At 70.4% G+C, this 19,713-nt stretch carries 17 protein-coding genes; 10 read left to right on the top strand and 7 right to left on the bottom strand.

Annotated elements, in window-relative coordinates:
* Positions 1 to 6: 6 nt before the first annotated feature.
* Genes SL003B_RS22305 through SL003B_RS10715 form a run of 3 tightly spaced genes read left to right on the top strand, consistent with a single transcriptional unit; the run spans position 7 to position 3,892 of the window.
* Positions 7 to 1,092: a radical SAM protein gene (locus SL003B_RS22305; RefSeq protein WP_013652860.1), complete on the top strand. Its 1,086-nt coding sequence runs from the start codon at positions 7 to 9 to the stop codon at positions 1,090 to 1,092.
* A complete protein-coding gene (locus SL003B_RS22300) occupies positions 1,092 to 2,189 on the top strand; it encodes a methyltransferase (protein WP_013652859.1) in 1,098 nt (365 codons plus the stop codon). Before SL003B_RS22305 ends, SL003B_RS22300 begins: the two co-directional genes overlap by 1 nt.
* Positions 2,174 to 3,892: an alpha/beta hydrolase gene (locus SL003B_RS10715; RefSeq protein ID WP_013652858.1), complete on the top strand. Its 1,719-nt coding sequence runs from the start codon at positions 2,174 to 2,176 to the stop codon at positions 3,890 to 3,892. The genes SL003B_RS22300 and SL003B_RS10715 overlap by 16 nt, the downstream gene beginning before the upstream one ends.
* Here SL003B_RS10715 and SL003B_RS10710 read toward each other — a convergent pair.
* Positions 3,782 to 4,381: an SdpI family protein gene (locus SL003B_RS10710; RefSeq protein ID WP_041375493.1), complete on the bottom strand. Its 600-nt coding sequence runs from the start codon at positions 4,379 to 4,381 to the stop codon at positions 3,782 to 3,784. The two genes, SL003B_RS10715 and SL003B_RS10710, sit on opposite strands and share 111 nt — an antisense overlap.
* Positions 4,382 to 4,563: 182 nt before the next feature.
* On the opposite strand from SL003B_RS10710, the gene SL003B_RS10705 reads away from it, so the two are divergent.
* The 5 genes from SL003B_RS10705 to lexA all read left to right on the top strand — a co-directional run bounded on the left by SL003B_RS10705 (position 4,564) and on the right by lexA (position 9,080).
* Positions 4,564 to 5,127, top strand: a complete 564-nt coding sequence (locus SL003B_RS10705) for a hypothetical protein (protein WP_013652857.1) — start codon at positions 4,564 to 4,566, stop codon at positions 5,125 to 5,127.
* 23 nt (positions 5,128 to 5,150) lie between these two features.
* Positions 5,151 to 5,723, top strand: coding sequence for a hypothetical protein (locus tag SL003B_RS10700; RefSeq protein ID WP_013652856.1), 573 nt, complete (start codon positions 5,151 to 5,153; stop codon positions 5,721 to 5,723).
* Between the two features lie 11 nt (positions 5,724 to 5,734).
* Positions 5,735 to 7,084, top strand: a complete 1,350-nt coding sequence (locus tag SL003B_RS10695) for a radical SAM/SPASM domain-containing protein (protein ID WP_013652855.1) — start codon at positions 5,735 to 5,737, stop codon at positions 7,082 to 7,084.
* 30 nt (positions 7,085 to 7,114) lie between these two features.
* The gene (locus SL003B_RS10690) at positions 7,115 to 8,161 is read left to right on the top strand and encodes a radical SAM protein (RefSeq protein ID WP_013652854.1); all 1,047 of its coding nucleotides are present in this window, start codon (positions 7,115 to 7,117) and stop codon (positions 8,159 to 8,161) included.
* Between the two features lie 205 nt (positions 8,162 to 8,366).
* Positions 8,367 to 9,080 carry a transcriptional repressor LexA gene (lexA, locus tag SL003B_RS10685; RefSeq protein ID WP_013652853.1) on the top strand — a complete coding sequence of 238 codons (714 nt, stop codon included), beginning with the start codon at positions 8,367 to 8,369 and terminating at the stop codon, positions 9,078 to 9,080.
* 266 nt (positions 9,081 to 9,346) lie between these two features.
* On the opposite strand, the gene SL003B_RS10680 is transcribed toward lexA, so the two are convergent.
* Entirely contained in the window at positions 9,347 to 11,677 is a 2,331-nt protein-coding gene (locus SL003B_RS10680; RefSeq protein ID WP_083812078.1) for a ComEC/Rec2 family competence protein, read from the bottom strand.
* Between the two features lie 107 nt (positions 11,678 to 11,784).
* Between SL003B_RS10680 and gltX the strand changes: the two genes are divergently transcribed.
* Both gltX and gltA read left to right on the top strand, forming a co-directional pair.
* Positions 11,785 to 13,209, top strand: a complete 1,425-nt coding sequence (gltX, locus tag SL003B_RS10675) for a glutamate--tRNA ligase (protein ID WP_013652851.1) — start codon at positions 11,785 to 11,787, stop codon at positions 13,207 to 13,209.
* Positions 13,210 to 13,443: 234 nt separating this feature from the next.
* A complete protein-coding gene (gene gltA / locus SL003B_RS10670; protein ID WP_013652850.1) occupies positions 13,444 to 14,736 on the top strand; it encodes a citrate synthase in 1,293 nt (430 codons plus the stop codon).
* A gap of 419 nt (positions 14,737 to 15,155) precedes the next feature.
* Here gltA and lpxB read toward each other — a convergent pair whose 3' ends face one another.
* The 5 genes from lpxB to lpxD form a co-directional block, all read right to left on the bottom strand.
* Positions 15,156 to 16,352, bottom strand: a complete 1,197-nt coding sequence (gene lpxB, locus SL003B_RS10665) for a lipid-A-disaccharide synthase (RefSeq protein WP_013652849.1) — start codon at positions 16,350 to 16,352, stop codon at positions 15,156 to 15,158.
* Positions 16,349 to 17,197 carry an LpxI family protein gene (locus tag SL003B_RS10660; RefSeq protein WP_013652848.1) on the bottom strand — a complete coding sequence of 283 codons (849 nt, stop codon included), beginning with the start codon at positions 17,195 to 17,197 and terminating at the stop codon, positions 16,349 to 16,351. The genes lpxB and SL003B_RS10660 overlap by 4 nt, the downstream gene beginning before the upstream one ends.
* A gap of 28 nt (positions 17,198 to 17,225) precedes the next feature.
* A complete protein-coding gene (lpxA, locus tag SL003B_RS10655; protein WP_013652847.1) occupies positions 17,226 to 18,029 on the bottom strand; it encodes an acyl-ACP--UDP-N-acetylglucosamine O-acyltransferase in 804 nt (267 codons plus the stop codon).
* 7 nt (positions 18,030 to 18,036) lie between these two features.
* Positions 18,037 to 18,501 carry a 3-hydroxyacyl-ACP dehydratase FabZ gene (gene fabZ, locus SL003B_RS10650; protein ID WP_013652846.1) on the bottom strand — a complete coding sequence of 155 codons (465 nt, stop codon included), beginning with the start codon at positions 18,499 to 18,501 and terminating at the stop codon, positions 18,037 to 18,039.
* Between the two features lie 64 nt (positions 18,502 to 18,565).
* Positions 18,566 to 19,618, bottom strand: coding sequence for a UDP-3-O-(3-hydroxymyristoyl)glucosamine N-acyltransferase (lpxD, locus tag SL003B_RS10645; protein ID WP_013652845.1), 1,053 nt, complete (start codon positions 19,616 to 19,618; stop codon positions 18,566 to 18,568).
* Between the last annotated feature and the right edge of the window lie 95 nt (positions 19,619 to 19,713).

Raw genomic sequence — 19,713 nt, 5'->3', positions numbered from 1 at the left:
ATCCGCATGGCCCTGCTGCAACCCCGCCAGCTGACCGTTCTGACCACCAGCCAGTGCACGGCCGCCTGCGACCACTGTTCGATGAATTCCGCGCCCGACCGGCGCGAGCGGCTGGATTTCGCCACCATCCGCGACACCATCGACGCCCTGCACGACGCCCAGCCGCTCGGCGTGGTGATCTTCGCCGGCGGCGAACCGACGCTGCTCGGCGAAACCCTGCTCGACGCCATCGCCCATGCCGACGGCCTCGGCATCACCACACGCATCGTCACCAACGCCTCCTGGGCCATCACGCCGACCAAGGCACGTGCCAAGATCACCGAACTGCGCCAGGCCGGCCTGGCGGAACTCAACATCAGCGCCGACGACTACCACCTGCCGTGGATCCCATTCGCCAACGTCGCCCATGCCTGGCGCGAGGCGAAGGGGCGCGGCTTCTCCTCCGTCGTCATCGCCAACTGTTACGGGCCGAACAGTCTGGTCACGCCCGACTGGATCATGGAACAACTCGGCGAGCGCCTGCCGATGCGCTTCGATGCGGACGGCACGCCGCTCGGCATCCCGCCGCCGGCCGCCGACGGGACGGCCTACCTGATGTCCAATTCCTATCTGCAGATGCTCGGCCGGGCGCACGGACGCATCGATCCGGCCGACGTGATCTTCCCGGCCGACCCGACCGAGCTGAACGGCGGCTGCCCGTGGGCGGTGCGCAGCGCCGCGCTGTCGCCGCGCGGCCGCCTCGTGGCCTGCTGCGGCATGGAGGCCGAAGACAACGCCGTGCTCGATTTCGGCGCCGTGCGCGACGCCGGCGCCCAGGCGCTGGTCGAGAAGGCCGACCGCAGCGCGATCATGAACGCCATCGCCCTGCTCGGCCCCGCCTGGGTGCAGGACTTCGTGCGCCGGCGCCGGCCAGACATCGCGTTCCGGCCGCGCTACGCCACGGTCTGCGAGATCTGCGAAGACATCGTCTCGCGCCGCGAGGTGGTCGAGGCGCTCAAGGCCAACCTCGGCGCGCTGGAGCCGGCGGTCGTCTTCGCCCGGCTCGGCGCCGGCGCCAGCGTCGAACGGATCGAAACGGAGGATGCCGCCTGATGCTTGCCCTGACATCCGGAACGGCGCTGCAAAGCGTCTGCCAGTCGCTCGAGCGCGCCGGCCTGCGCGACCTGTTCGCCTGCGGCGATCCCTTGCATCCGCGCTACGAGCGCTGGCTGCACGCCCGTGCCAACGCGCCCGAACGCCTGCGCCCGCTGGTCGACGTGTTCCTGCTCGGCCGGGCGGCGCCCCGCGCGGATCTCGGCGCGCTCAGGGCCGACGCGCTCGACGCGCTGCTGCAAAGCGGCGTGCTGAAGGCGACCGACGGCGGCGCCCTGCACCTCGGCGGCCTGTGCCTGCTGCCGACGCTCGGCGTATGGCTGCTGTGCCAGGTGCCGCAGCCCGGACCGACGCTCTACTACGGCGACGACTCGGTCGGCCTCGCCTGGCGGCTGAGCGCCAAGCCCGGCGACCGGGCGCTCGACCTGTGCGCCGGCCCGGGCATCCAGGCGCTCAGGCTCGCCGCCATGGGCGCCGAGGTGGTCGCGGTCGAGATCAACCCGGTCGCCGCCTCGCTGGCCCAGCTCAACGCCGCCGCCAACGGGCTCGGCGAGCGGATCTCGGTGCGCATCGGCAGCCTCTACCAGGCGGTCGGGGCGCGCGAGCGCTTCGACCTGGTCAGCGCCAACCCGCCGCTGCTGCCGGTCCCCGACAACGTGCCCTATCCGTTCGTCGGCCACGGCGGACCGGACGGGCTGAGCATCACCCGACGCATCCTCGACGGCCTGCCCGGCGTGCTGTCGGAACGCGGTGTCGCCCGGCTGCTGGGCACAACGCTCAGCGACGGCTACCTGCCACTCTGCCTGGAGGAGATGGAGACATGGGCACGCACGCATGCGATGGACATGATCATGTTCGTCACCTCCCATTTCGGCCTTGCGGCGGGCGACGCCTATCTGGAAGGCCTGGCGCAGACCTCGGCGGCGACCGGGCGGATCTCCCTGGACGAGGCGCGCGCGCGCTATCTCGCCTGTTTCGCCGCCCGCGGCGCGAGCCACATGTGCGCCTATTTCTTCCACATCGTCCCGGGTCGTGGCAGCTTCGACCTGGCGGACCTCGCCGAGGAGCCACCGAGAGACATATGGTTCGCGCACTGATCGCGCAGGGATGGGATGCGGTTCCGGTCGGAACCGCGAGCGCCTTCGAGACGGTCGTCGGCGGACGCATCGTCGTGCGCTCCTGGGCAAGACGGGAGCCCGATCCCGGGCGCGGCCTGCGCCGGATCGTCGTCTGGCAGGAGGTCGACCTCGTCGCGCTCAACCGCCCCGGCGGGCGCGTGCGGGCCGTCTTCGACATCGCCTGCCGGCCCGATCTGGCGCCCCGGCGAGTGACGATCCGCAGCCGTGCCGGCGAGGCCGTGCTGACCATTTCCGCAACCGGCGCCGAGGCCCGCCTGGTCGACGGCTCGCGGCTGAAACTCGACGACGGGCGCTACGGCCTGATCCTGCCCGACAACGTTCCAGCCCTCGCCGATCTGCATCTGCGCCTGCTGAGCGCGCAGAAGCGACTGCCTTTCGCCTGTCGCGCGCTGGTCACCGGCACGCTGCAGGGCCTCGACTACCGGATCGAGCCGGACGGCGCGCTGCTGCGCTCCAACATCGGCGAATGGTTCCGCCTGGATGACGACGGCCGCCTCGCCGCGATCCTGTCGGAACCCGGCGGACCGGAGGTCGCCCGCCGCGTCGAGGCCCGCGTGCCACGTTGGCGCGGCCTCGAGCGCAGCGAAGGCGGCACGCGGCGCGCCGGCGCCGACCGGGCCGCAACCGAGGTCCCGGCCACCCCCGCAGGGGTGCGGGAGCGCGACGTGTCGCTGGCCTTCGACGGCCGGAAGGTCTGGGGTAGACTGCTCCGGCCACAGGGCCGCATCCGCGCCGCCGCCCTGCTGCTCGGCGGCTCGGGACACCACGACCGCTTCGGGCGCGCCGGCACGATCGACCTCGGTTACCGCGACCTGGCGCTGGATCTTGTCGCCAGGGGCATCGCCGTGCTGCAGGTCGACAAGCCCGGCGCCGGGCGCACCCACCTCGACCCGGCCTTCCTCAAGCCCCGCTTCACCCGCACCATCGCCCTTGCCCGCGCCTGGCGGGAGCGCCTGACGCGCCTCGTGCCGGCCGGCACGCCGATCGTCCTGATCGGCCACAGCGAGGGCGGCCAGGTCGCCACCGCGCTTGCCGCCGAGGATCCCTCTCTCGCCGGCCTGTGCGTCATCGCGACCGCCTATGCCGACATCGACCGGGTGCTCGAGGATCAGGTCAACGCGGAGTCGGAGGATCTCGGGCTGGGCGAGACGGAAGCCGAACGCCGGCTCGCCGACACGCGCGCCTTCTTCGCCTGGGTGCGCGGCGGCGACGGCGGCGAGCCGCCGGCGCGCATGAAACCCCTCGCCCATCTCGCCGACTGGTACCGCGACCTTCTGGCGACCACGCCCGAGCGCCTGCTGCCCGGCGTGTCGGTGCCGGTCCTCGTCCTGCACGGCGGCGCCGACATCCAGGTCCCGGCCGAGGACGCGGCGCGGATCGCCGCGGCGGTGCGCACGGCCGGCGGGACCGTGCGCCAGCGCATCTTCTCCGACCTCGACCACCTGATGAAGCGCACGGCGCCGGCAACCAACATCGCCCGCTACGGCGACCGGCGCCGGCGGGTGGCGAAGCCCGTGACCAACACGATCGCCGACTGGCTGGCGGAAGTGCTAGCGCGGCGCCCGGCGGTCGCTGACCAGGAAGGCGACGGCGACGACGAAGGCGGGCAAAAGCGCGATGGCCGGCCCCCAGCCGCCGCCGGCGAACAGGCCCAGAAGTGAGGCAGGCGAAAGCAGCATGAGCGCCCGCCCGAAGCGTTGATTGGCGGCGCGCCAGGCGGCGTCGTCGGCGAGGGTGCGCGGGGTGCGGAAGCCGACGAAGCGGTTGCGGCCGATGCCGGCGGAGACCCAGCCGAGGCAGAAGACGAGAAGGGCAAGCGCGATGACAGTCCACCGTCCGGCCGGCGCCGACCAGACGCCCCCGCCCACCGCCAGGGCGTACTGGCTGGCGGCGAAGACGAGGCCGATGGCGACGAGCATCGCATCGAACCGCAGCGCTACCGGCGCAACCGCCGCCCGGCCCAGGCGCAGCGCCCACAGGCGCAGGGCGACGACGATGGCGATGCCGGTCGCGGCGAGCACGCCGAGCGACGCGGCGATCTCGCCGTCACCCTCCCCGCCCGGTCCGACGCCGGCAGAAGGAAGAAAGGCTCCGGCGAGGATCGCCAGGACGGCGACGGCGGTGGACAGCCAGGCGGATGCGGCACTCATCGGGGGCCCTCCGGGGTCGGTCGGAATCCGGAAACGGTCCCCTAGTCGATAGCAGATCGGGGCCCGCCCGTCACCCGCAGCCGCCCCGCACCGAGGCAGAGGACCGGGACGGAACCGAAGCCGGGCCAGAAAAAGGGGCAGGGAAATCGAGCCAAGAGAAACGGACGAGAGGAGAGGAAACCATGAGCGGCCTACGGTTCGAGGAATTCGTGCAACGCTTCTGGTCGGACGAGCGCTTCCGGCGCGCCTTCGCCAAGGATCCCCGGCGCAAGCTGAAGGAATACGGCTTCGATCCGGACCTGTTCGACATCCCGGAGCAGTTCGACATGGCGGACCTCGAGGCCCATCTCGAGCGCCGTCGCGCGGCGGCCGAACATCCGCCCGCAGGCCTCGACAGGATGACGGCGGCAGAGGCCTGGCGCGCCGCCACCATGCTGCCCCTCGCTCGCGACGTCGCCGAACTGGCCCAGAGCATGAACATGGCGGTGGTCACCACGCAGTCCTCCAGCGTGACGACCGCCCTCGTCTACGGCACCACCGCCACCACCCAGACCCAGGTGGCCCTCACGTCGACGGGCACCGGGGCCGGGCTCAAGGCCGAGACCCTGGCACGGCTGCAGGCCTTGCGCGCCCTTGCTCGCCGCCCGGCCGCCGATCTCACCGTCTCGGTGCGGCTCGCCGACGGACGGACGGTCGACGGCCTGAGCGTCGACGCCGCCCGGGCGCTGATCGAACGCAGGCGCTGAGGCCAATTCAAGGAGAAACCGAGATGACCAAGGTGCAATTCAGCGACCTGCTGCGCGACCTCGCCGCCGATCCGGGCTTCCGCAAGACCTTCGCCGACAGTCCGGCCAAGGCCCTGCGCGCCCGCGGCTTCGATCCGGACCTCCTGGCGCTGCCCGAGCGCATCGACCTCGCCGCGCTGGAAAGGCGACTGGCGGCGATGCAGGCCGGGCGCGAGATCCCCCGGGTGAAGCCGGGCGAGAAGATCGACGACCTCAAGCCGCAGGATGCCTGGGACCGCTTCCTGATGATCGGCCTCAAGGAAGGGCTGGCGGCAAGCACCACCGTCAACGCGACCGCCAATCTCACCGCCGTTGTCATCTACGGCAGTTCTGCCGCGACCAGCACGTCAACCACGTCGACCACGACGACCACGGCCGCGGCGGGACGCGTTGCCGGCCCCCTCAGCCCGGGCGAACTCAACCGGCTGACGCTGCTGCGCGAGATCGCCCGCGCCGATCCGGCCGGGCTCACCTTCACGGTGCGCGGCCCCGACGGGACGGTCGTCGACGGTCTCGACGTCAATGCGACCCGTGCCCTGCTCGGACGGCTGAAGTGACGGAGGCGGCGATGGACGAGACCGTGCGGCTGGCCCGGCTCTACGACGGCGATCCGGCGAAGCTGCTGCGCACCTGGGCCGGCGACAGCCCGCCGAGGATCGTGGTGTGGGAACTGACGCTCGCCTGCGACCTCGGCTGCCGCCACTGCGGCTCGCGCGCCGGCAAGGCGCGCCGCGACGAGCTCGACACGCAGGAGGCGCTCGACGTCGTCCGCCAGCTCGCCGACCTCGGCGTCGCCGAGGTCATCCTGATCGGCGGCGAGGTCTACCTGCGCGACGACTGGTTCCTCATCGCCGCCGCGGTCACCCAGGCCGGCATGACCTGCAGCCTGGTCACCGGCGGGCGCGGCTTCGATGCCGGCGTGGTCGACGAGGCGCTTGCGGCCGGCGTGCGCATCGTCGGCGTGTCGATCGACGGCCTGCCGGCGACCCACGACCGGCTGCGCGGCGTACCCGGCTCCTACGAGGCTGCCATCGCCACCGCACGGCGCATCGCGGCGACCGGACGCCTGACGCTGTCCGTCAACACTCAGATCAACCGCCTGTCGCTGCCTGAACTGCGCGCCGTCGCCGAGCGGGTCGTCGAGCTCGGCGCCGTCGCCTGGCAGATCCAGCTCACCGTCGCGCTCGGGCGCGCCGCCGACCGGCCGGACCTGCTGCTGCAGCCCTGGCACCTGCTGGAACTGTTTCCCCAGCTCGTCGCCATCAAGAAGGAGATCCTCGAGCCCGGCGGGGTGCAGCTCTTCCCCGGCAACAACATCGGCTATTTCGGCCCCTTCGAGGCGGAGCTGCGCTATGGCGGCGACGCCGGCCACACCTGGATGGGCTGCGGCGCCGGCCGCGCCGCCCTCGGCCTGGAGGCCGACGGCAAGCTGAAGGGTTGCCCGTCGCTGCCGACGGTGCCCTACACGGGCGGCAACGTGCGCGACACGCCGATCGCCGAGCTGTGGGCCCACGCGCCCGAGATCTCGGCCCTCGGCCGGCGCACCACCGACGACCTGTGGGGCTTCTGCGGCACCTGCCGGCACGCGGCCGTGTGCAAGGCGGGCTGCACCTGGACGGCGCATGCGCTGTTCGGGCGGCCGGGCAACAACCCCTATTGCCACCATCGCGCCTGGAGCCTCGCGCAGACCGGCCTGCGCGAGCGGGTCGTGCTCGTCGAGAAGGCACCCGGCCGCCCCTTCGACCACGGCCGCTACGAGATCGTCGTCGAACCGCTCGACGCCGAGACACCGGACGAGGAGCGCCTCGCGCCGGTGCCGCGAGCGCGCGCGGCGGCGCTGTTCGGGCTGCGCGCCGACGCGCCGAGCGCCTGGTCCGGGGAGGATCTCGTCGAGGCGACCCGCAGCGCGCGACGCTGACTTGCTACGATCGGCACAGGGAGGCCGCGGATGACAACCGACATCGAGGAACGTCCGTTCGAACTCGGGCTGATGTACTCGCACCGCTGCAACATCGAATGCCGCCACTGCGGCATCGAATCGGGGCCGCGCAACCGGGCGCGCATGACGCTCGAACTGGCCCGCGACGTCATCCAGCAGGCGGCGGAGCTCGACCCGCCGGCGACGACCATCGCCTTCACCGGCGGCGAGCCCCTGCTCTACCCGCGCGAGACCGAAGCCCTGCTCGACCTCGCCCACGGCCTCGGCCTGTCGACGCGCATCGTCACCAACGGCTTCTGGGGCCGGAACCGCAGCCGCGGCCTGCAGCTCCTTTACCGGCTGCGCTTCGCCGGGCTCGACACGATCAACTTCAGCGCCGATGCCTATCACCTGGAGTATCTGAATGCCGCGATCCTGCGTCAGGCGATCGACATCGCCGAGGAGGTCGGCTTCATCGTCATCGTCAACATGACGGTGAACGCGGCCGTGTCGCCGGTCGACGCCTTCTCCCGCCTCTACGGCATCGCGCGCGAACGGCTGGTCGGTTTCGACGAGACCGTGTTCCGAGCGGAGCTGCGCGCCGGCGCGGACCTTTCCCGCTATGACGGGCGCATTCTCGTCTCAGGCGGCCGGCTGATCGGCCTCGGCCGGGCCGCGCTCTATCCGGAGGAGCATTTCCTGTCGCCGCTGGAGACCTTTGCCAGGACGCCCTGTTCGGAGATCGTCAATCGTCCCGTGGTCTATCCGGACGGCGCACTGATGGCCTGCTGCTGCGCCGGCGGCAAGATCGCCGCCTTTCGCGTCGGCAACCTGCACAGCCAGCCGCTGGCCGACCTGGTCGAGGCCATGCGACGGCGCACCCACTTCCGCTTCATCAACGACCTGGGTCCACGCGTCCTCTACGAGGCCCTCGCCGAGATGCGCCCGCGCGCCGGCGACGAGCGGCCGCACGCCTCGATCTGCGACGTCTGCGTGGCGGCGACGCGCGGCCGCGCGCCCGACGAGGTCGACAGGCTGCTGGAGCACTGGCTGGTGCGCCGGCTGGTCGAGGCCTGAAACGGACCGCTTGGGACGGACGGCCTGAGACGGACAACCTGACCGCTGCTGCGTTCCGGTGACCGCCGCCCCGTTGTCAGCCACCGCGCATCTTCCGCTAACCGGACGTTAAGGCTTGTAGAACACAGTGAGAACAGGTAGGGTACGTTCATGATTTGTACCGATTCCGACGCCTGACGGCGGCCGGTCACAACGAGGGTGGGCCATGTTGACGCGCAAGCAGTACGAACTTCTGATGTTCATCCACGAACGTCTGAAGGAAACCGGCGTGCCGCCCTCCTTCGATGAGATGAAGGATGCCCTCGACTTGCGCTCCAAGTCGGGCATCCACCGCCTTATCACGGCCCTGGAGGAACGCGGCTTCATCCGCCGACTGCCCAATCGCGCGCGTGCCATGGAGGTGGTGCGTCTGCCCGAATCGATCGCTCCCGGCCTCGGCTCGCCGCGCTCGCGCGGCTTCTCGCCCTCGATCATCGAGGGATCGCTCGGCCGTGCCCCGGCTCAGGCCGGACGGACCGAGGCCGGCGATCCGGCCGGCATGGCGACGATCCCGGTCATGGGCCGGATCGCCGCCGGCGTGCCGATCGAGGCGATCCAGACCCACAGCCATTCGATCTCGGTTCCGCCGGAGCTGCTCGGCCGCGGCGAGCACTATGCCTTGGAGGTGCGCGGCGATTCGATGATCGAGGCCGGCATCCTCGACGGCGATACGGTGCTCATCCGCAAGACCGACAGCGCCGAAAGCGGCGACATCGTCGTCGCCCTCGTCGACGACGAGGAAGCGACGCTGAAGCGCCTGCGCAAGAAGGGCCCGTCCATTGCCCTCGAGGCGGCCAACCCGGCCTATGAGACCCGCATCTTCGGCCCCGGCCGGGTCCGCATCCAGGGCCGTCTGGTCGCCCTGTTCCGCCAGTACTGAGCCGCCGCGCGCCGGCGCAGCACACCGGCGCGACATCGATGAACCGGCCGTGCGCTTCGAGGCGGCAAGTGTCTGCCCGCGCGCATGCTCCCTGACGGGCTCGGGGTACCTCAGCCGGACATGCCGACGCGTGGGCCGATACGCGCCTGGCGGTGAGCGCGGCAATGAGCGCGGCAGTGCGGACGACTTGATCGCTTCCGCGCGTGCCCAGGTACGACCAAATCGGGGCCCGGTCACGGGCCGGTCGCAGGCCGGTCACGGGTAGGTCATGGACTGTCCGGCATGGGCCGGCGCCAGGGCCGCCGCGGCTGGCTGTTGCCCCGTTCGAGGCGCACGATCCGCGTCCGCCCCTCCTCCGCGACGAGCCACAGCGCCAGGGCGCCGGTCGTCGCGCGCGTGACGGCATCGACGACCAGTTGACCGCCGCAACCTTCCGGCGCCTGCAGTTGGGTGATCACGACGTCGGCGCGGACGCAATCCGTGGGCAGCGCGCGCCGGTCGCGGACAAGGGCGATGGTCAGCGGTGCGGTCCGCGGTCCTCTCGCCGATTCCGCGTCGCTCCCGGGGGCCGAAGGCGCATGAGCCAGGACGACGCAACCCGCCGCGTCGCAGCGCTGCTGCTCTTCCGTCATCCGCCGCGACGGGAAGGCCGAGGGCGCAACCGCCTCCGCGCGCAACCAGCCCTCGGAAGCGAATCCCGGCCGGCGCGCCGACACGCGCAGGGTTCCTGAGCCGTCACGCGCGGCAAGCCCTACGCCGCGGTCAGGAATGTGGACGTCGGCGGGCCGGTGCGCGAGCGCAAGCGCCAGCCCGAGGCCGAGCGGCGCCAGCGCGGCGAGACGCATCCGGCCGGCCGCCAGGACCATCGCGAACAGCCCGCCGATCAGCAGGCATGCCGCGGACGCCGGCAGGCTGCCGACGACGCCCTCGTTGGGCGTCAGCGCCTGGGTCCAGCGCGCCGCCGCCAGCATTGCCTCGATGCCGCGTCCCATGATCCACAGCGGCCCAGCCGCCACCCCGAACGGCAGCAGCGCCAGCGCGAGGACGCCGGCCGGCATGACCACGAAGGACACCACCGGCATGGCGAGCAGATTGCCTATCAGCCCGTAGGGCGAGGCCCGCTCGAAGTGGTAGACGCCGACGATGCCGGTCGCCACCCCCGCGACCAGCGACGTGACGACGAGGCCCGTCAGCCACAGCCCGGCGCGGCGCAGCATCCGCTCGGCCGCGCCCGCCGCCCGGCGCCGCTCGAAGCCCGCCGCACGCGGGCGCCGCGCCCAGGCGCCGTAGACGGCAATCAGACAGAGGACGGCGGCGAAGGACATCTGGAAGCCCGGCGCGAACAGGCTTTCCGGCGACCAGGCGAGGATCGCGAGCCCTGCAAGCGCCAGGCTGCGCATGGTCAGCCCGCGCCGGCCGGCGAGGATGCCGGCGAACACCAGCGCGATCATCAGATAGGAGCGCTGGGTCGCCACCGACGCCCCCGACAGCACCAGATAGGCGCTTGCCGCGATCAGGGCGAGCGCAGCCGCCCAGCGGTGGATGGCAAAGCGCAGGGTGACCCGCTCGAACACGGCCAGCACCGCCAGCACGGCGGCATAGACGCCGCCCGAAAACAGGGCCATGTGCAACCCGGAAATCGCCAGCACATGCGCCAGCCCCGCCTGACGCAGGCTGTCCTGCGCCTCGGCGGAGATCCCGCCGCGCAGGCCGACCAGCAGGGCCACAGCGATCGCGCCGGCATCGCCGTCGCCGAGCTGGCGGCGGATGCGCTCGCCGAGACCGTCGCGGACCAAGGCCACCTGACGGCGAATCTCGAGCGCCGCCGGACGCGGACCGAGATCGACCGGCTGGACCGCGCCGAAGGCGAAGCCTGTCGCCCCGATGCCCTGATAGAAGGCGCGGAAGGCGAAATCGTAACCGCCCGGCCGCACCGGCCCGGACGGCGGGAACAGGCGCGCGCGCAAGGCGACGGCGTCGCCCGCGGCCAGCCCGTCGGCGCCGTCGCCACGCACCAACACGCGCACCCGCCGCGGCAGGGCGTCCTCGGCCAGGCCGGACAGCAGCACCGGGGCGAGCACAACCTGCGCGCCGCCGCCGTCCCGGTCGATCGCCTCGATGAAGCCGGAAATTTCGACGGTGCGCTCGCTGCCGAGTACCGGCGCAGCGACCAGTGCCGTGCGCAACGTGCCGGCGAGAAAGCCGAGCAGCGCCCACCAGGCGAGCAGCAGCGGCCGCCGGAGCCGGCCGTGGCTATGCGCCGCCGCGACCGCCGGAGCAAGCGCCAGGGCGAGCAGCGCGACGGGCCACGGCGACGGCTCGTCCGACAGGGCGAAATACGCCCAGATCCCGCCTGCGAAGGCGAAGGCGCACCACAAGAGACCATGGTCGGGAGGTGGCGCGGGTCTGGTCCCCGAGCGGGACGAGCCGGTCTGCGCCGCCCGGCCGCCCGGAGCGCGCAGCCGGTCGAGAAGCGCCTGCGCCAGGCGCGCCGCCGAGGCGGAATAAAACCCGCGGGCCGGTGTCGTCGGCGCGCCGGGCCCGTGGCCCGACGGCAAGGTCTTCGTGGCTTCCCCGGTTCCGTCCCGGTTCCCCACACGCCCTCCACCGGCTATTTTGCCTGTCCGCCGGCTATGCTACACAGCCCGCGACCGAGCGGCGCCGCCGCCTTCTTTCATTCTGGCAGAGAACAAGCATCCCGACCATGGCCGACCAGATCGTTACCCGCTTTGCGCCTTCGCCCACCGGCTACCTCCACATCGGCGGCGCGCGCACCGCGCTGTTCAACTGGCTGTTCGCGCGCCATCACGGCGGCAGGATGCTGCTGAGGATCGAGGATACCGATCGCGCCCGCTCGACCCGGGAGGCGGTCGACGCCATCCTCGACGGCCTGAGCTGGCTCGGCCTCGACTGGGACAGCGAACCGATCTCGCAGTTCGCGCGGGTCGAGCGCCACCGCGAGGTGGTCGAGCAGATGCTCGCAAACGGCACCGCCTACCGCTGCTACGCCACGCCCGAGGAGCTGGAGACGATGCGCGAGACGGCGCGCGCCGAGGGCCGGCCGCCGCGCTACGACGGCCGCTGGCGCGACCGCGACCCCTCCGAGGCGCCCGCTGGCGTCGCTCCAGCCATCCGCCTCAAGGCGCCGCAGGAGGGCGAGACGGTGGTCGACGACCAGGTGCAGGGCCGCGTCGTGTTCCCCAACAAGGACCTCGACGACCTCGTGCTGATGCGTTCCGACGGCGTGCCGACCTACATGCTGGCGGTCGTCGTCGACGACCATGACATGGGCGTCACCCACATCATCCGTGGCGACGACCACCTGACCAACGCCGCCCGCCAGACGCTGATCTTCCAGGCCATGGGCTGGCGGGTGCCGGTCATGGCCCACATCCCGCTCATCCACGGCCCGGACGGTGCCAAGCTGTCCAAGCGCCACGGCGCCCTCGGTGCCGAGGCCTATCGCGCCATGGGCTACCTGCCGGCGGCCATGCGCAATTATCTCGCCCGGCTCGGCTGGAGCCACGGCGACGACGAAATCATGTCGACCGAGGACATGATCGCCTGGTTCGGCCTGGACGCGGTCGGCAAGTCGCCGGCCCGCTTCGACTTCAAGAAGCTGGAGAATCTCAACGGCCACTACATGCGCGCCACGCCCGACGCTGAGCTGCTCGGCCACTGGCGCGCCTGCCTCGCCCATGTCGACGGCGGCGCCGAAGTGCTCGCCTGGCTCGATGCGCCGGGCAACACCGACAAGGCGCTCGCCGCCCTGCCCGGCCTCAAGGAACGCGCAAAGACCCTGGTCGAACTGACCGACGGCGCCTCCTACTTGTGGCGCAACCGCCCGCTCGATCTCGATGACAAGGCGGGCCAGATCCTCGATGCGGACGCCCGTGCGATCCTGGCCGACCTGCTGCCGTGCCTCGATGCGGATGCGGTCTGGAGCCTGGAAAGCACCGAGACGATCGTCAAGGCCTATGCCGAGGAACGCGGCCTCAAGCTCGGCAAGGTCGCACAGCCGCTGCGCGCCGCGCTGACCGGTCGCGGCACCTCGCCGGGCATCTACGACGTGCTGGTCGTTCTGGGCAAGGAGGAAGCCCTCGGACGCATCGCCGACCAGGCGGCGTGATCCCCGGTTCCGGGGCGGGAGGCCGCGGCCGATCCTGCCCCGGAGACCTGCTCTCCCGGGGCCGTTCGGAGCACCTGCGCGCTGCAGCATCCGGCTTGCGGGCCTTGCGCAAATGGGCTACGCAGTCGTCAGCTCTTTCTCCCGCCGCACCAGGCATCCAGCAGGTTTCGACGAAACTGCGGTGCTCCGCGAGCCACGATGCCGCGGCATGTTCCAGAAAAGGGGGTTACCTGAATGGGCGACACGAAAGCCAAGCTCACCATCGGTGGCGACACGCAGGACTATGACGTGCGCAAGGGCACGATCGGCCCTTCGGTCGTGGACATCTCGTCCCTGTACAAGGACACGGGCATGTTCACCTACGATCCGGGATTCACGTCGACCGCGTCCTGCGAATCCAAGATCACCTACATCGATGGCGACGAAGGGACCCTGCTCTACCGCGGCTATCCCATCGAGCAGCTCGCCGACCATGGTGACTTCCTGGAATCCTGCTACCTGCTGCTGTACGGCGAGCTGCCGACCCGCGCCCAGAAGGACGACTTCGTGCAGCGTGTGACCTATCACACGATGATCCACGAGCAGATGTCGCGCTTCTTCACCGGCTTCCGCCGCGACGCCCATCCGATGGCGGTCATGGTCGGCGTGGTCGGTGCCCTGTCGGCCTTCTATCACGACTCCACCGACATCTCCGATCCGCACCAGCGCATGGTCGCTTCACTGCGCATGATCGCCAAGATGCCGACCATCGCGGCCATGGCCTTCAAGTATCACATCGGCCAGCCGTTCGTGTATCCGCGCAACGACCTCGACTACGCCGCCAACTTCCTGCACATGTGCTTCGCGGTGCCCTGCGAGGAGTACAAGGTGAACCCGGTACTGGCCCGCGCCATGGACCGCATCTTCATCCTGCATGCCGACCACGAGCAGAATGCCTCGACTTCGACCGTGCGTCTGGCCGGCTCCTCGGGCGCCAACCCGTTCGCCTGCATCGCCGCCGGCATCGCCTGCCTGTGGGGACCGGCGCATGGCGGTGCCAACGAGGCCGCGCTCAACATGCTCTCCGAGATCGGCTCCGTCGACCGCATCCCCGAGTTCGTCGCCCGCGCTAAGGACAAGAACGATCCGTTCCGCCTTATGGGCTTCGGCCACCGGGTCTACAAGAACTACGACCCGCGCGCCCGCATCATGCAGAAGACCACCCATGAGGTGCTCGGCGAACTCGGCATCAAGGACGACCCTCTGCTCGAAGTGGCGATCGAACTGGAGCGGATCGCGCTCAGCGACGAGTATTTCATCGAGAAGAAGCTCTATCCGAACATCGACTTCTACTCGGGCATCACGCTGCGCGCACTCGGCTTCCCGACCAACATGTTCACTGTGCTGTTCGCGCTCGCCCGCACCGTCGGCTGGATCGCCCAGTGGAAGGAAATGGTCGAGGATCCGTCCCAGCGCATCGGCCGTCCGCGCCAACTCTACACCGGAGCGCCCCTGCGCGACTACCTGCCGATCGAGCAGCGCCGCTGATCCCTTTCTTGCCTGACCCTGCTGAAGGCCGCCTGCGGGCGGCCTTCAGACTGCTGCCCCCCTCCAAACGCGTCATCCCGCACGCAGCGAAGCGCAGATGCGGGATCGGTGAGCCGGGGCCTCTCGGTCTCCGTCATTGACACCATCGACACCGCGGCTCTCCGGTTCCGGCTCGCGCTCCGCTTGGCCGGAATGACACTGGAGAGGCTGAAAGTTTGTCAACACGCTGAAGGCCGCCCCTGGCGGCCGTCGTGCTTTCAGGCAGAGATCGGCAGGCAAGGCAGGCGCCGATCGCCCTTGCCGCCCGGCGAACGCCTCAAGGCAGCGCAACCGTCATCTCGGTCTGCTGAGGTGGTCGGGACGGTTCCGATGGCCACGCGAAAGCGCCGGAGCCGGCACCGACGGGCACGGTCGACGGATCAGGTCGGGGCGAGCAGGTCCAGCACGAGCCTGGCTGCGGCTTCGCTCTGCGGGCGTCCGTCCGGAAGGCGCATGATCTCGTCGAGTTCCTTGAACGCGTCGACCTGGTCGGCGCGCGCGGGGCCTTCACTCAGCAGCCCCTCGAGCACTGGCACCAGGCGGCCGGGCGTCACCTCCTCGTCGAGGAATTCCGGCACGATGTTGCGCCCGAGAATGATGTTGGGCAGTACCATGGACGACACGCTGGCGATCGGCACGATGCTGTGGATCTGCTTCACGCGGCGGTAGAACCAGTCCAGCTTGTAGCAGATCGCCATAGGCACGCCCGAGGCGGCGAGTTCCAGCGACACGGTGCCCGAGGCGGCAAGCGCGGCATGAGCGCGGCGGAAGGCGGCATGCTTGGCCGCCTCGCCGAGGACGACCTGGGGCTTGACCGGCCAGGACGCCACCCGCTCGGCGATCCGCTCGGCCAGGTGCGGCACCGCCGGCAGCAGTACCTCCAGTCCGGGAAACGCGGCCGCCAGGCGCTCCACCGTTGCGCCGAAGTCCTCGAGCAGCAGGCTGACCTCACTGCCCCGGCTGCCCGGCAGGACCAGCAGCACGGGAGCGCCGTCCGACAGCGGCCGCCGCTCGCCCGGCGCTGGTCTCAGTTCCGCCGCCTTCTCGATCAGCGGGTGGCCGACATAGAAGGTCGGTGGACCGCCGAGACGCCGGTGCGCCTCCGGCTCGAACGGCAGCAGAGCCAGCAGCCGGTCGACATAGACGCTCATCTTCCTGGCCCGGCCCGGTCTCCATGCCCAGACCGAAGGTGAGACATAGTCGACGATCGGAATGTGGGGTGCACGCTTGCGTACCCGCTTGGCGACATTGTGGGTGAAGTCCGGGCTGTCGATGATCACCATCACGTCGGGATCGGCCGCAACCGCCGCATCGACGGTTTGGTGGACCCGCCGGACGATGGTCGGCAGGCGCGCCAGCACGGCGGTCAGCCCCATGACGGCGATATCCGATAGCGGAAACAGGCTGGTCAGCCCTTCCGCCGCCATGCGTCCGCCGCCGACGCCGAGAAAGCGGACCGGGCCGCCATACTGCACCTTCAGCGCCCGCATCAGGTTGCTGCCGAGCAGGTCGCCGGACTCCTCCCCCGCGACGAGAAAGACCGTCAAGGGCCTGTCGGCCGGGACGCCGCCGCTCATGCCACCTCTCCCCCGTTCAGCCCGTAGAGAAACAGCCCGGCCGCCTCCGCGCGCGCCACGGTCTCGTCCTGTTGCGCGATCAGGGAGCGTCCCGCCTCGATGGCGATGCCGGCAAGCTGTGCGGCGACGGCCAGGTCAATGGTCCGCGGCCCGATGGTGGGCAGGTCGACCCGAAGGTCCTGGCCGGGCTTGGCTGCCTTGACCAGCACGCCGGCGCGCCCCTTTGCGCGCACCCGGCCGCTGGCGCGCAGACCGGCGCAGCGTTCGAGCATCGCATCGGTGCCCTCGGCACCTTCAAGGGCGATGACCCGCCCGCCGAGCGCCACAGCGGCCTGGCCGATGTCGAGTTCGCCGAGGCGAGCAACCGCCTTGTGGGCGAGTCGAAGATCGCGTAGCGCGCCATCGGCCGGCTCCCGTCCGCAGATCCGCCCCGCCGGAGCCAGCAGCGAGGGGGCCACGTCGGGCACACCGACGACCCGGAGGCCGTCGGCCTCGAACAGGCCGATCACCCGCGTCAGCAGGCTGTCGTCGCCGCCGATCAGCGCCTTCAGGATCGTCGGCAGGCGTCGCATGGTGCCGAGGTCGCCAACCACGGAGGCGAAATCCGGCCTTCGGCTGACGGCGCCGATCAGCAGCACGCGGTCGCAGCCGCCCCTCTTCAGGGTCTTGAACAATTGTCCGATCTGGCCCCAGCCGAGTTCTGCATCCGCAGTGGCCGCAAGTTCTGGCGCCGCCTCATCCCGGATCGCCACCACCAGGACAGGTTCGCCGCGCGCCCGCAGGTCTGCGACGATCTGGACCGGCAGCGCACCGCCTCCTGCGATGATTCCGATCGGCTGCTTCATGGGCGGCGTCTCCACGACCGCGGCGGGATCAGTCGTCCGAGCCGCTGCGTGGCGTGCAGAACCGCCGATCGCCCTCGACGAGGATGAAATCCGTCACCATCCTGACCAGCGGTTCGTCAGTCTGCTCCTCAGCGAGCCGCCGCGCCCGCTCGCGCAGCGTGCCCTCCTCGGTCTCGAACAGGGCCCGGTAGGCCGCCCTGAGGGCGTGGATCTGCTCGCGCGGGAAGCCGCGCCGCTTGAGTCCGACCAGATTGAGCCCGGCCAGACGCGCCCGGTCGCCGATCACGGACCCGAACGGGATGACGTCGAACTCGACGCCGGTCATGCCGCCGACGATGGCGTGAGCGCCGATCCGGCTCCACTGGCGCACGGCGCTCAAACCGCCGAGGATGGCGAAGTCGTCCACCTCGACATGGCCGGCCAGCGTCGCGTTGTTGGCGAAGATGGCGCTGTTGCCGACCCGGCAGTCGTGGCCGACATGGCTGCCGACCATGAACAGGCAGCGGTCGCCGACGCGCGTCAGCCCCCCGCCGCCTTCGGTGCCCGGGTTCATCGTCACGTGTTCGCGGATCTGGTTGTCCGCGCCGATCTCCAGCGCCGTGTCCTCGCCGGCATACTTGAGGTCCTGCGGCCGATGGCCGAGGCTGGCGAAGGGATAGACATGAGTGCGCGGCCCGATCGTGGTACAGCCGGCGATCACGACATGCGATTCCAGCACGACGCCGGCGCCCAGCGTCACCCTGCTGCCGATCGTGCAATACGGTCCGACCCGCACGTCGTCGGCCAGGACGGCACCGTCTTCGATGACGGCGGTGGGATGGATCGAGGCCATTGGCTCCTCAGGCGTCCACGAGCATCGCGCTGATCTCGGCCTCGGCGACCTTGACGCCGTCGACCTTGGCGATTGCATCGAATTTCCAGATGTTCGACCGCTGCTTGATCTTGTTGACGTGGAATTCGACCCGGTCGCCCGGTCCGACCGGCTTGCGGAACTTGGCCTTGTCGATGGTCATGAAATAGACCAGTTGCGGCGTGTGATCCGCGCCGAGCGAGTTCACGCACAAGGCGCCGGCGGTCTGGGCCATGGCCTCGATCAGCAGCACCCCCGGCATGACCGGGCGGCTCGGGAAGTGGCCCTGGAAATGCGGCTCGTTGATGGTGACATTCTTGATGCCGATGCAGGACTGGTCGCCATCCATCTCAATGATCTTGTCGACCAGCAGGAACGGATACCTGTGCGGCAGCAATTCCATCAGCCGCATGATGTCGGCCGACCCCAGGGTCGCCTTGTCTTTTTCTTCCATCTCTGCCTCGCCCCTCGTTGAGCGGAACGTTCCTGGCTCTACATAACCGAGCTTGGGAGCCCTGTCAGGCATCCCCGCCGCGTTCGGCCAGTTTTTTCAGCGCCGTGACCTCACGGAACCACTGCTTGACCGGCTTGGCTGGCACGCCGCCGTAGCGCCCGCCCGCGGGAACCGTGTCGTTGACGACGCTGACCGCCGCGATCTGCGCACCCATGCCGATCTCGACGTGGCCGGCGACGCCGGTCTGCCCGCCAATCGCGACATAGTCGCCGAGCGTGCAACTGCCCGACAGGCCGACCTGGGACACGATCACGCAATGCCGGCCGATGATCACGTTGTGACCGACCTGCACCTGATTGTCGATCTTGGTGCCCTCGCCGATCACCGTGTCGCGGTTGGCGCCGCGGTCGACGGTCGTGTTGGCGCCGATCTCGACGTCGTCCTGGATGATCACCCGGCCAACCTGCGGCACCTTGACGTGTCCGCCGGCGCCCATCGAATAGCCGAAACCGTCCTGGCCGATGGCCACACCCGGATGCAGGATGACGCGGTTGCCGATCAGGGCATGCTGAACCGTGGCATTGGCGCCGACGGCGCAGTCGCGGCCGATGCGGACGCTCTGCCCGATCACGGCGTTGGCGCCGATCACGGTGCCGGCGCCGATTTCCGCCCCGGCGCCGATCACCGCCCCGGGCTCGACCACCACGCCGTCCTCCAGCACCGCCTGCGGGTGCACCACGGCACGCTCGCTCACGCGAGCATCGCCATGGATCGGGCCATAGACCGGCGCTGGCCGCAGCGCGTCGGGATAGAGTCTGGCGAGCACCAGCGCCCAGGACCGGTACGGATCCTTGCAGACCAGCGCGGCGACGCCCTCGGGCACCTTCGTCAGGTGCCGCTGCGCCACCAGGCAGGCCGCTGCCTGGGTTTCCGCAAGCCGGTCGAGGTACTTGACGTTATCGAAGAAGACCAGCATTCCCGCCCGCGCATCCTCCAGCGGCGCGACCCCGGCGATCGGCAGGTCGGGATCGCCGCGGACGATCTCCGCCTGGGCGAAGGCCGCGATCTCGGCCAGAGACGTCTGCGGAGGGGGAGAAAAGAAGATCGGATCCGACATCGGCTCTGTCCGCGCCATGGGTCTGCAACAGGGGTATGCAACAGCAAACGGCCGCCGGCGATGCGGCGGCCGCAAGCGTGTCTCGGGGTCGCGCC

Source organism: Polymorphum gilvum SL003B-26A1, from assembly GCF_000192745.1.
Lineage (GTDB): Bacteria > Pseudomonadota > Alphaproteobacteria > Rhizobiales > Stappiaceae > Polymorphum > Polymorphum gilvum.
Note: the sequence above shows the minus strand (reverse complement) of the source record. Positions and strands in the feature narration are given on the sequence as shown.

What these genes read in the sequence shown, in the direction of transcription:
- SL003B_RS10705 (WP_013652857.1), top strand. Translation starts at nt 4,564, where the DNA reads ATGAGCGGCCTACGGTTCGAGGAATTCGTGCAACGCTTCTGGTCGGAC.
- gltX (WP_013652851.1), top strand. Translation starts at nt 11,785, where the DNA reads ATGGCCGACCAGATCGTTACCCGCTTTGCGCCTTCGCCCACCGGCTAC.
- SL003B_RS10660 (WP_013652848.1), bottom strand. Translation starts at nt 17,197, where the DNA reads ATGAAGCAGCCGATCGGAATCATCGCAGGAGGCGGTGCGCTGCCGGTC.
- fabZ (WP_013652846.1), bottom strand. Translation starts at nt 18,501, where the DNA reads ATGGAAGAAAAAGACAAGGCGACCCTGGGGTCGGCCGACATCATGCGG.
- lpxA (WP_013652847.1), bottom strand. Translation starts at nt 18,029, where the DNA reads ATGGCCTCGATCCATCCCACCGCCGTCATCGAAGACGGTGCCGTCCTG.
- lexA (WP_013652853.1), top strand. Translation starts at nt 8,367, where the DNA reads ATGTTGACGCGCAAGCAGTACGAACTTCTGATGTTCATCCACGAACGT.
- SL003B_RS10695 (WP_013652855.1), top strand. Translation starts at nt 5,735, where the DNA reads ATGGACGAGACCGTGCGGCTGGCCCGGCTCTACGACGGCGATCCGGCG.
- SL003B_RS22300 (WP_013652859.1), top strand. Translation starts at nt 1,092, where the DNA reads ATGCTTGCCCTGACATCCGGAACGGCGCTGCAAAGCGTCTGCCAGTCG.
- gltA (WP_013652850.1), top strand. Translation starts at nt 13,444, where the DNA reads ATGGGCGACACGAAAGCCAAGCTCACCATCGGTGGCGACACGCAGGAC.
- SL003B_RS10700 (WP_013652856.1), top strand. Translation starts at nt 5,151, where the DNA reads ATGACCAAGGTGCAATTCAGCGACCTGCTGCGCGACCTCGCCGCCGAT.
- SL003B_RS10710 (WP_041375493.1), bottom strand. Translation starts at nt 4,381, where the DNA reads ATGAGTGCCGCATCCGCCTGGCTGTCCACCGCCGTCGCCGTCCTGGCG.
- SL003B_RS10690 (WP_013652854.1), top strand. Translation starts at nt 7,115, where the DNA reads ATGACAACCGACATCGAGGAACGTCCGTTCGAACTCGGGCTGATGTAC.
- SL003B_RS22305 (WP_013652860.1), top strand. Translation starts at nt 7, where the DNA reads ATGGCCCTGCTGCAACCCCGCCAGCTGACCGTTCTGACCACCAGCCAG.
- lpxB (WP_013652849.1), bottom strand. Translation starts at nt 16,352, where the DNA reads ATGAGCGGCGGCGTCCCGGCCGACAGGCCCTTGACGGTCTTTCTCGTC.
- SL003B_RS10715 (WP_013652858.1), top strand. Translation starts at nt 2,174, where the DNA reads ATGGTTCGCGCACTGATCGCGCAGGGATGGGATGCGGTTCCGGTCGGA.
- lpxD (WP_013652845.1), bottom strand. Translation starts at nt 19,618, where the DNA reads ATGTCGGATCCGATCTTCTTTTCTCCCCCTCCGCAGACGTCTCTGGCC.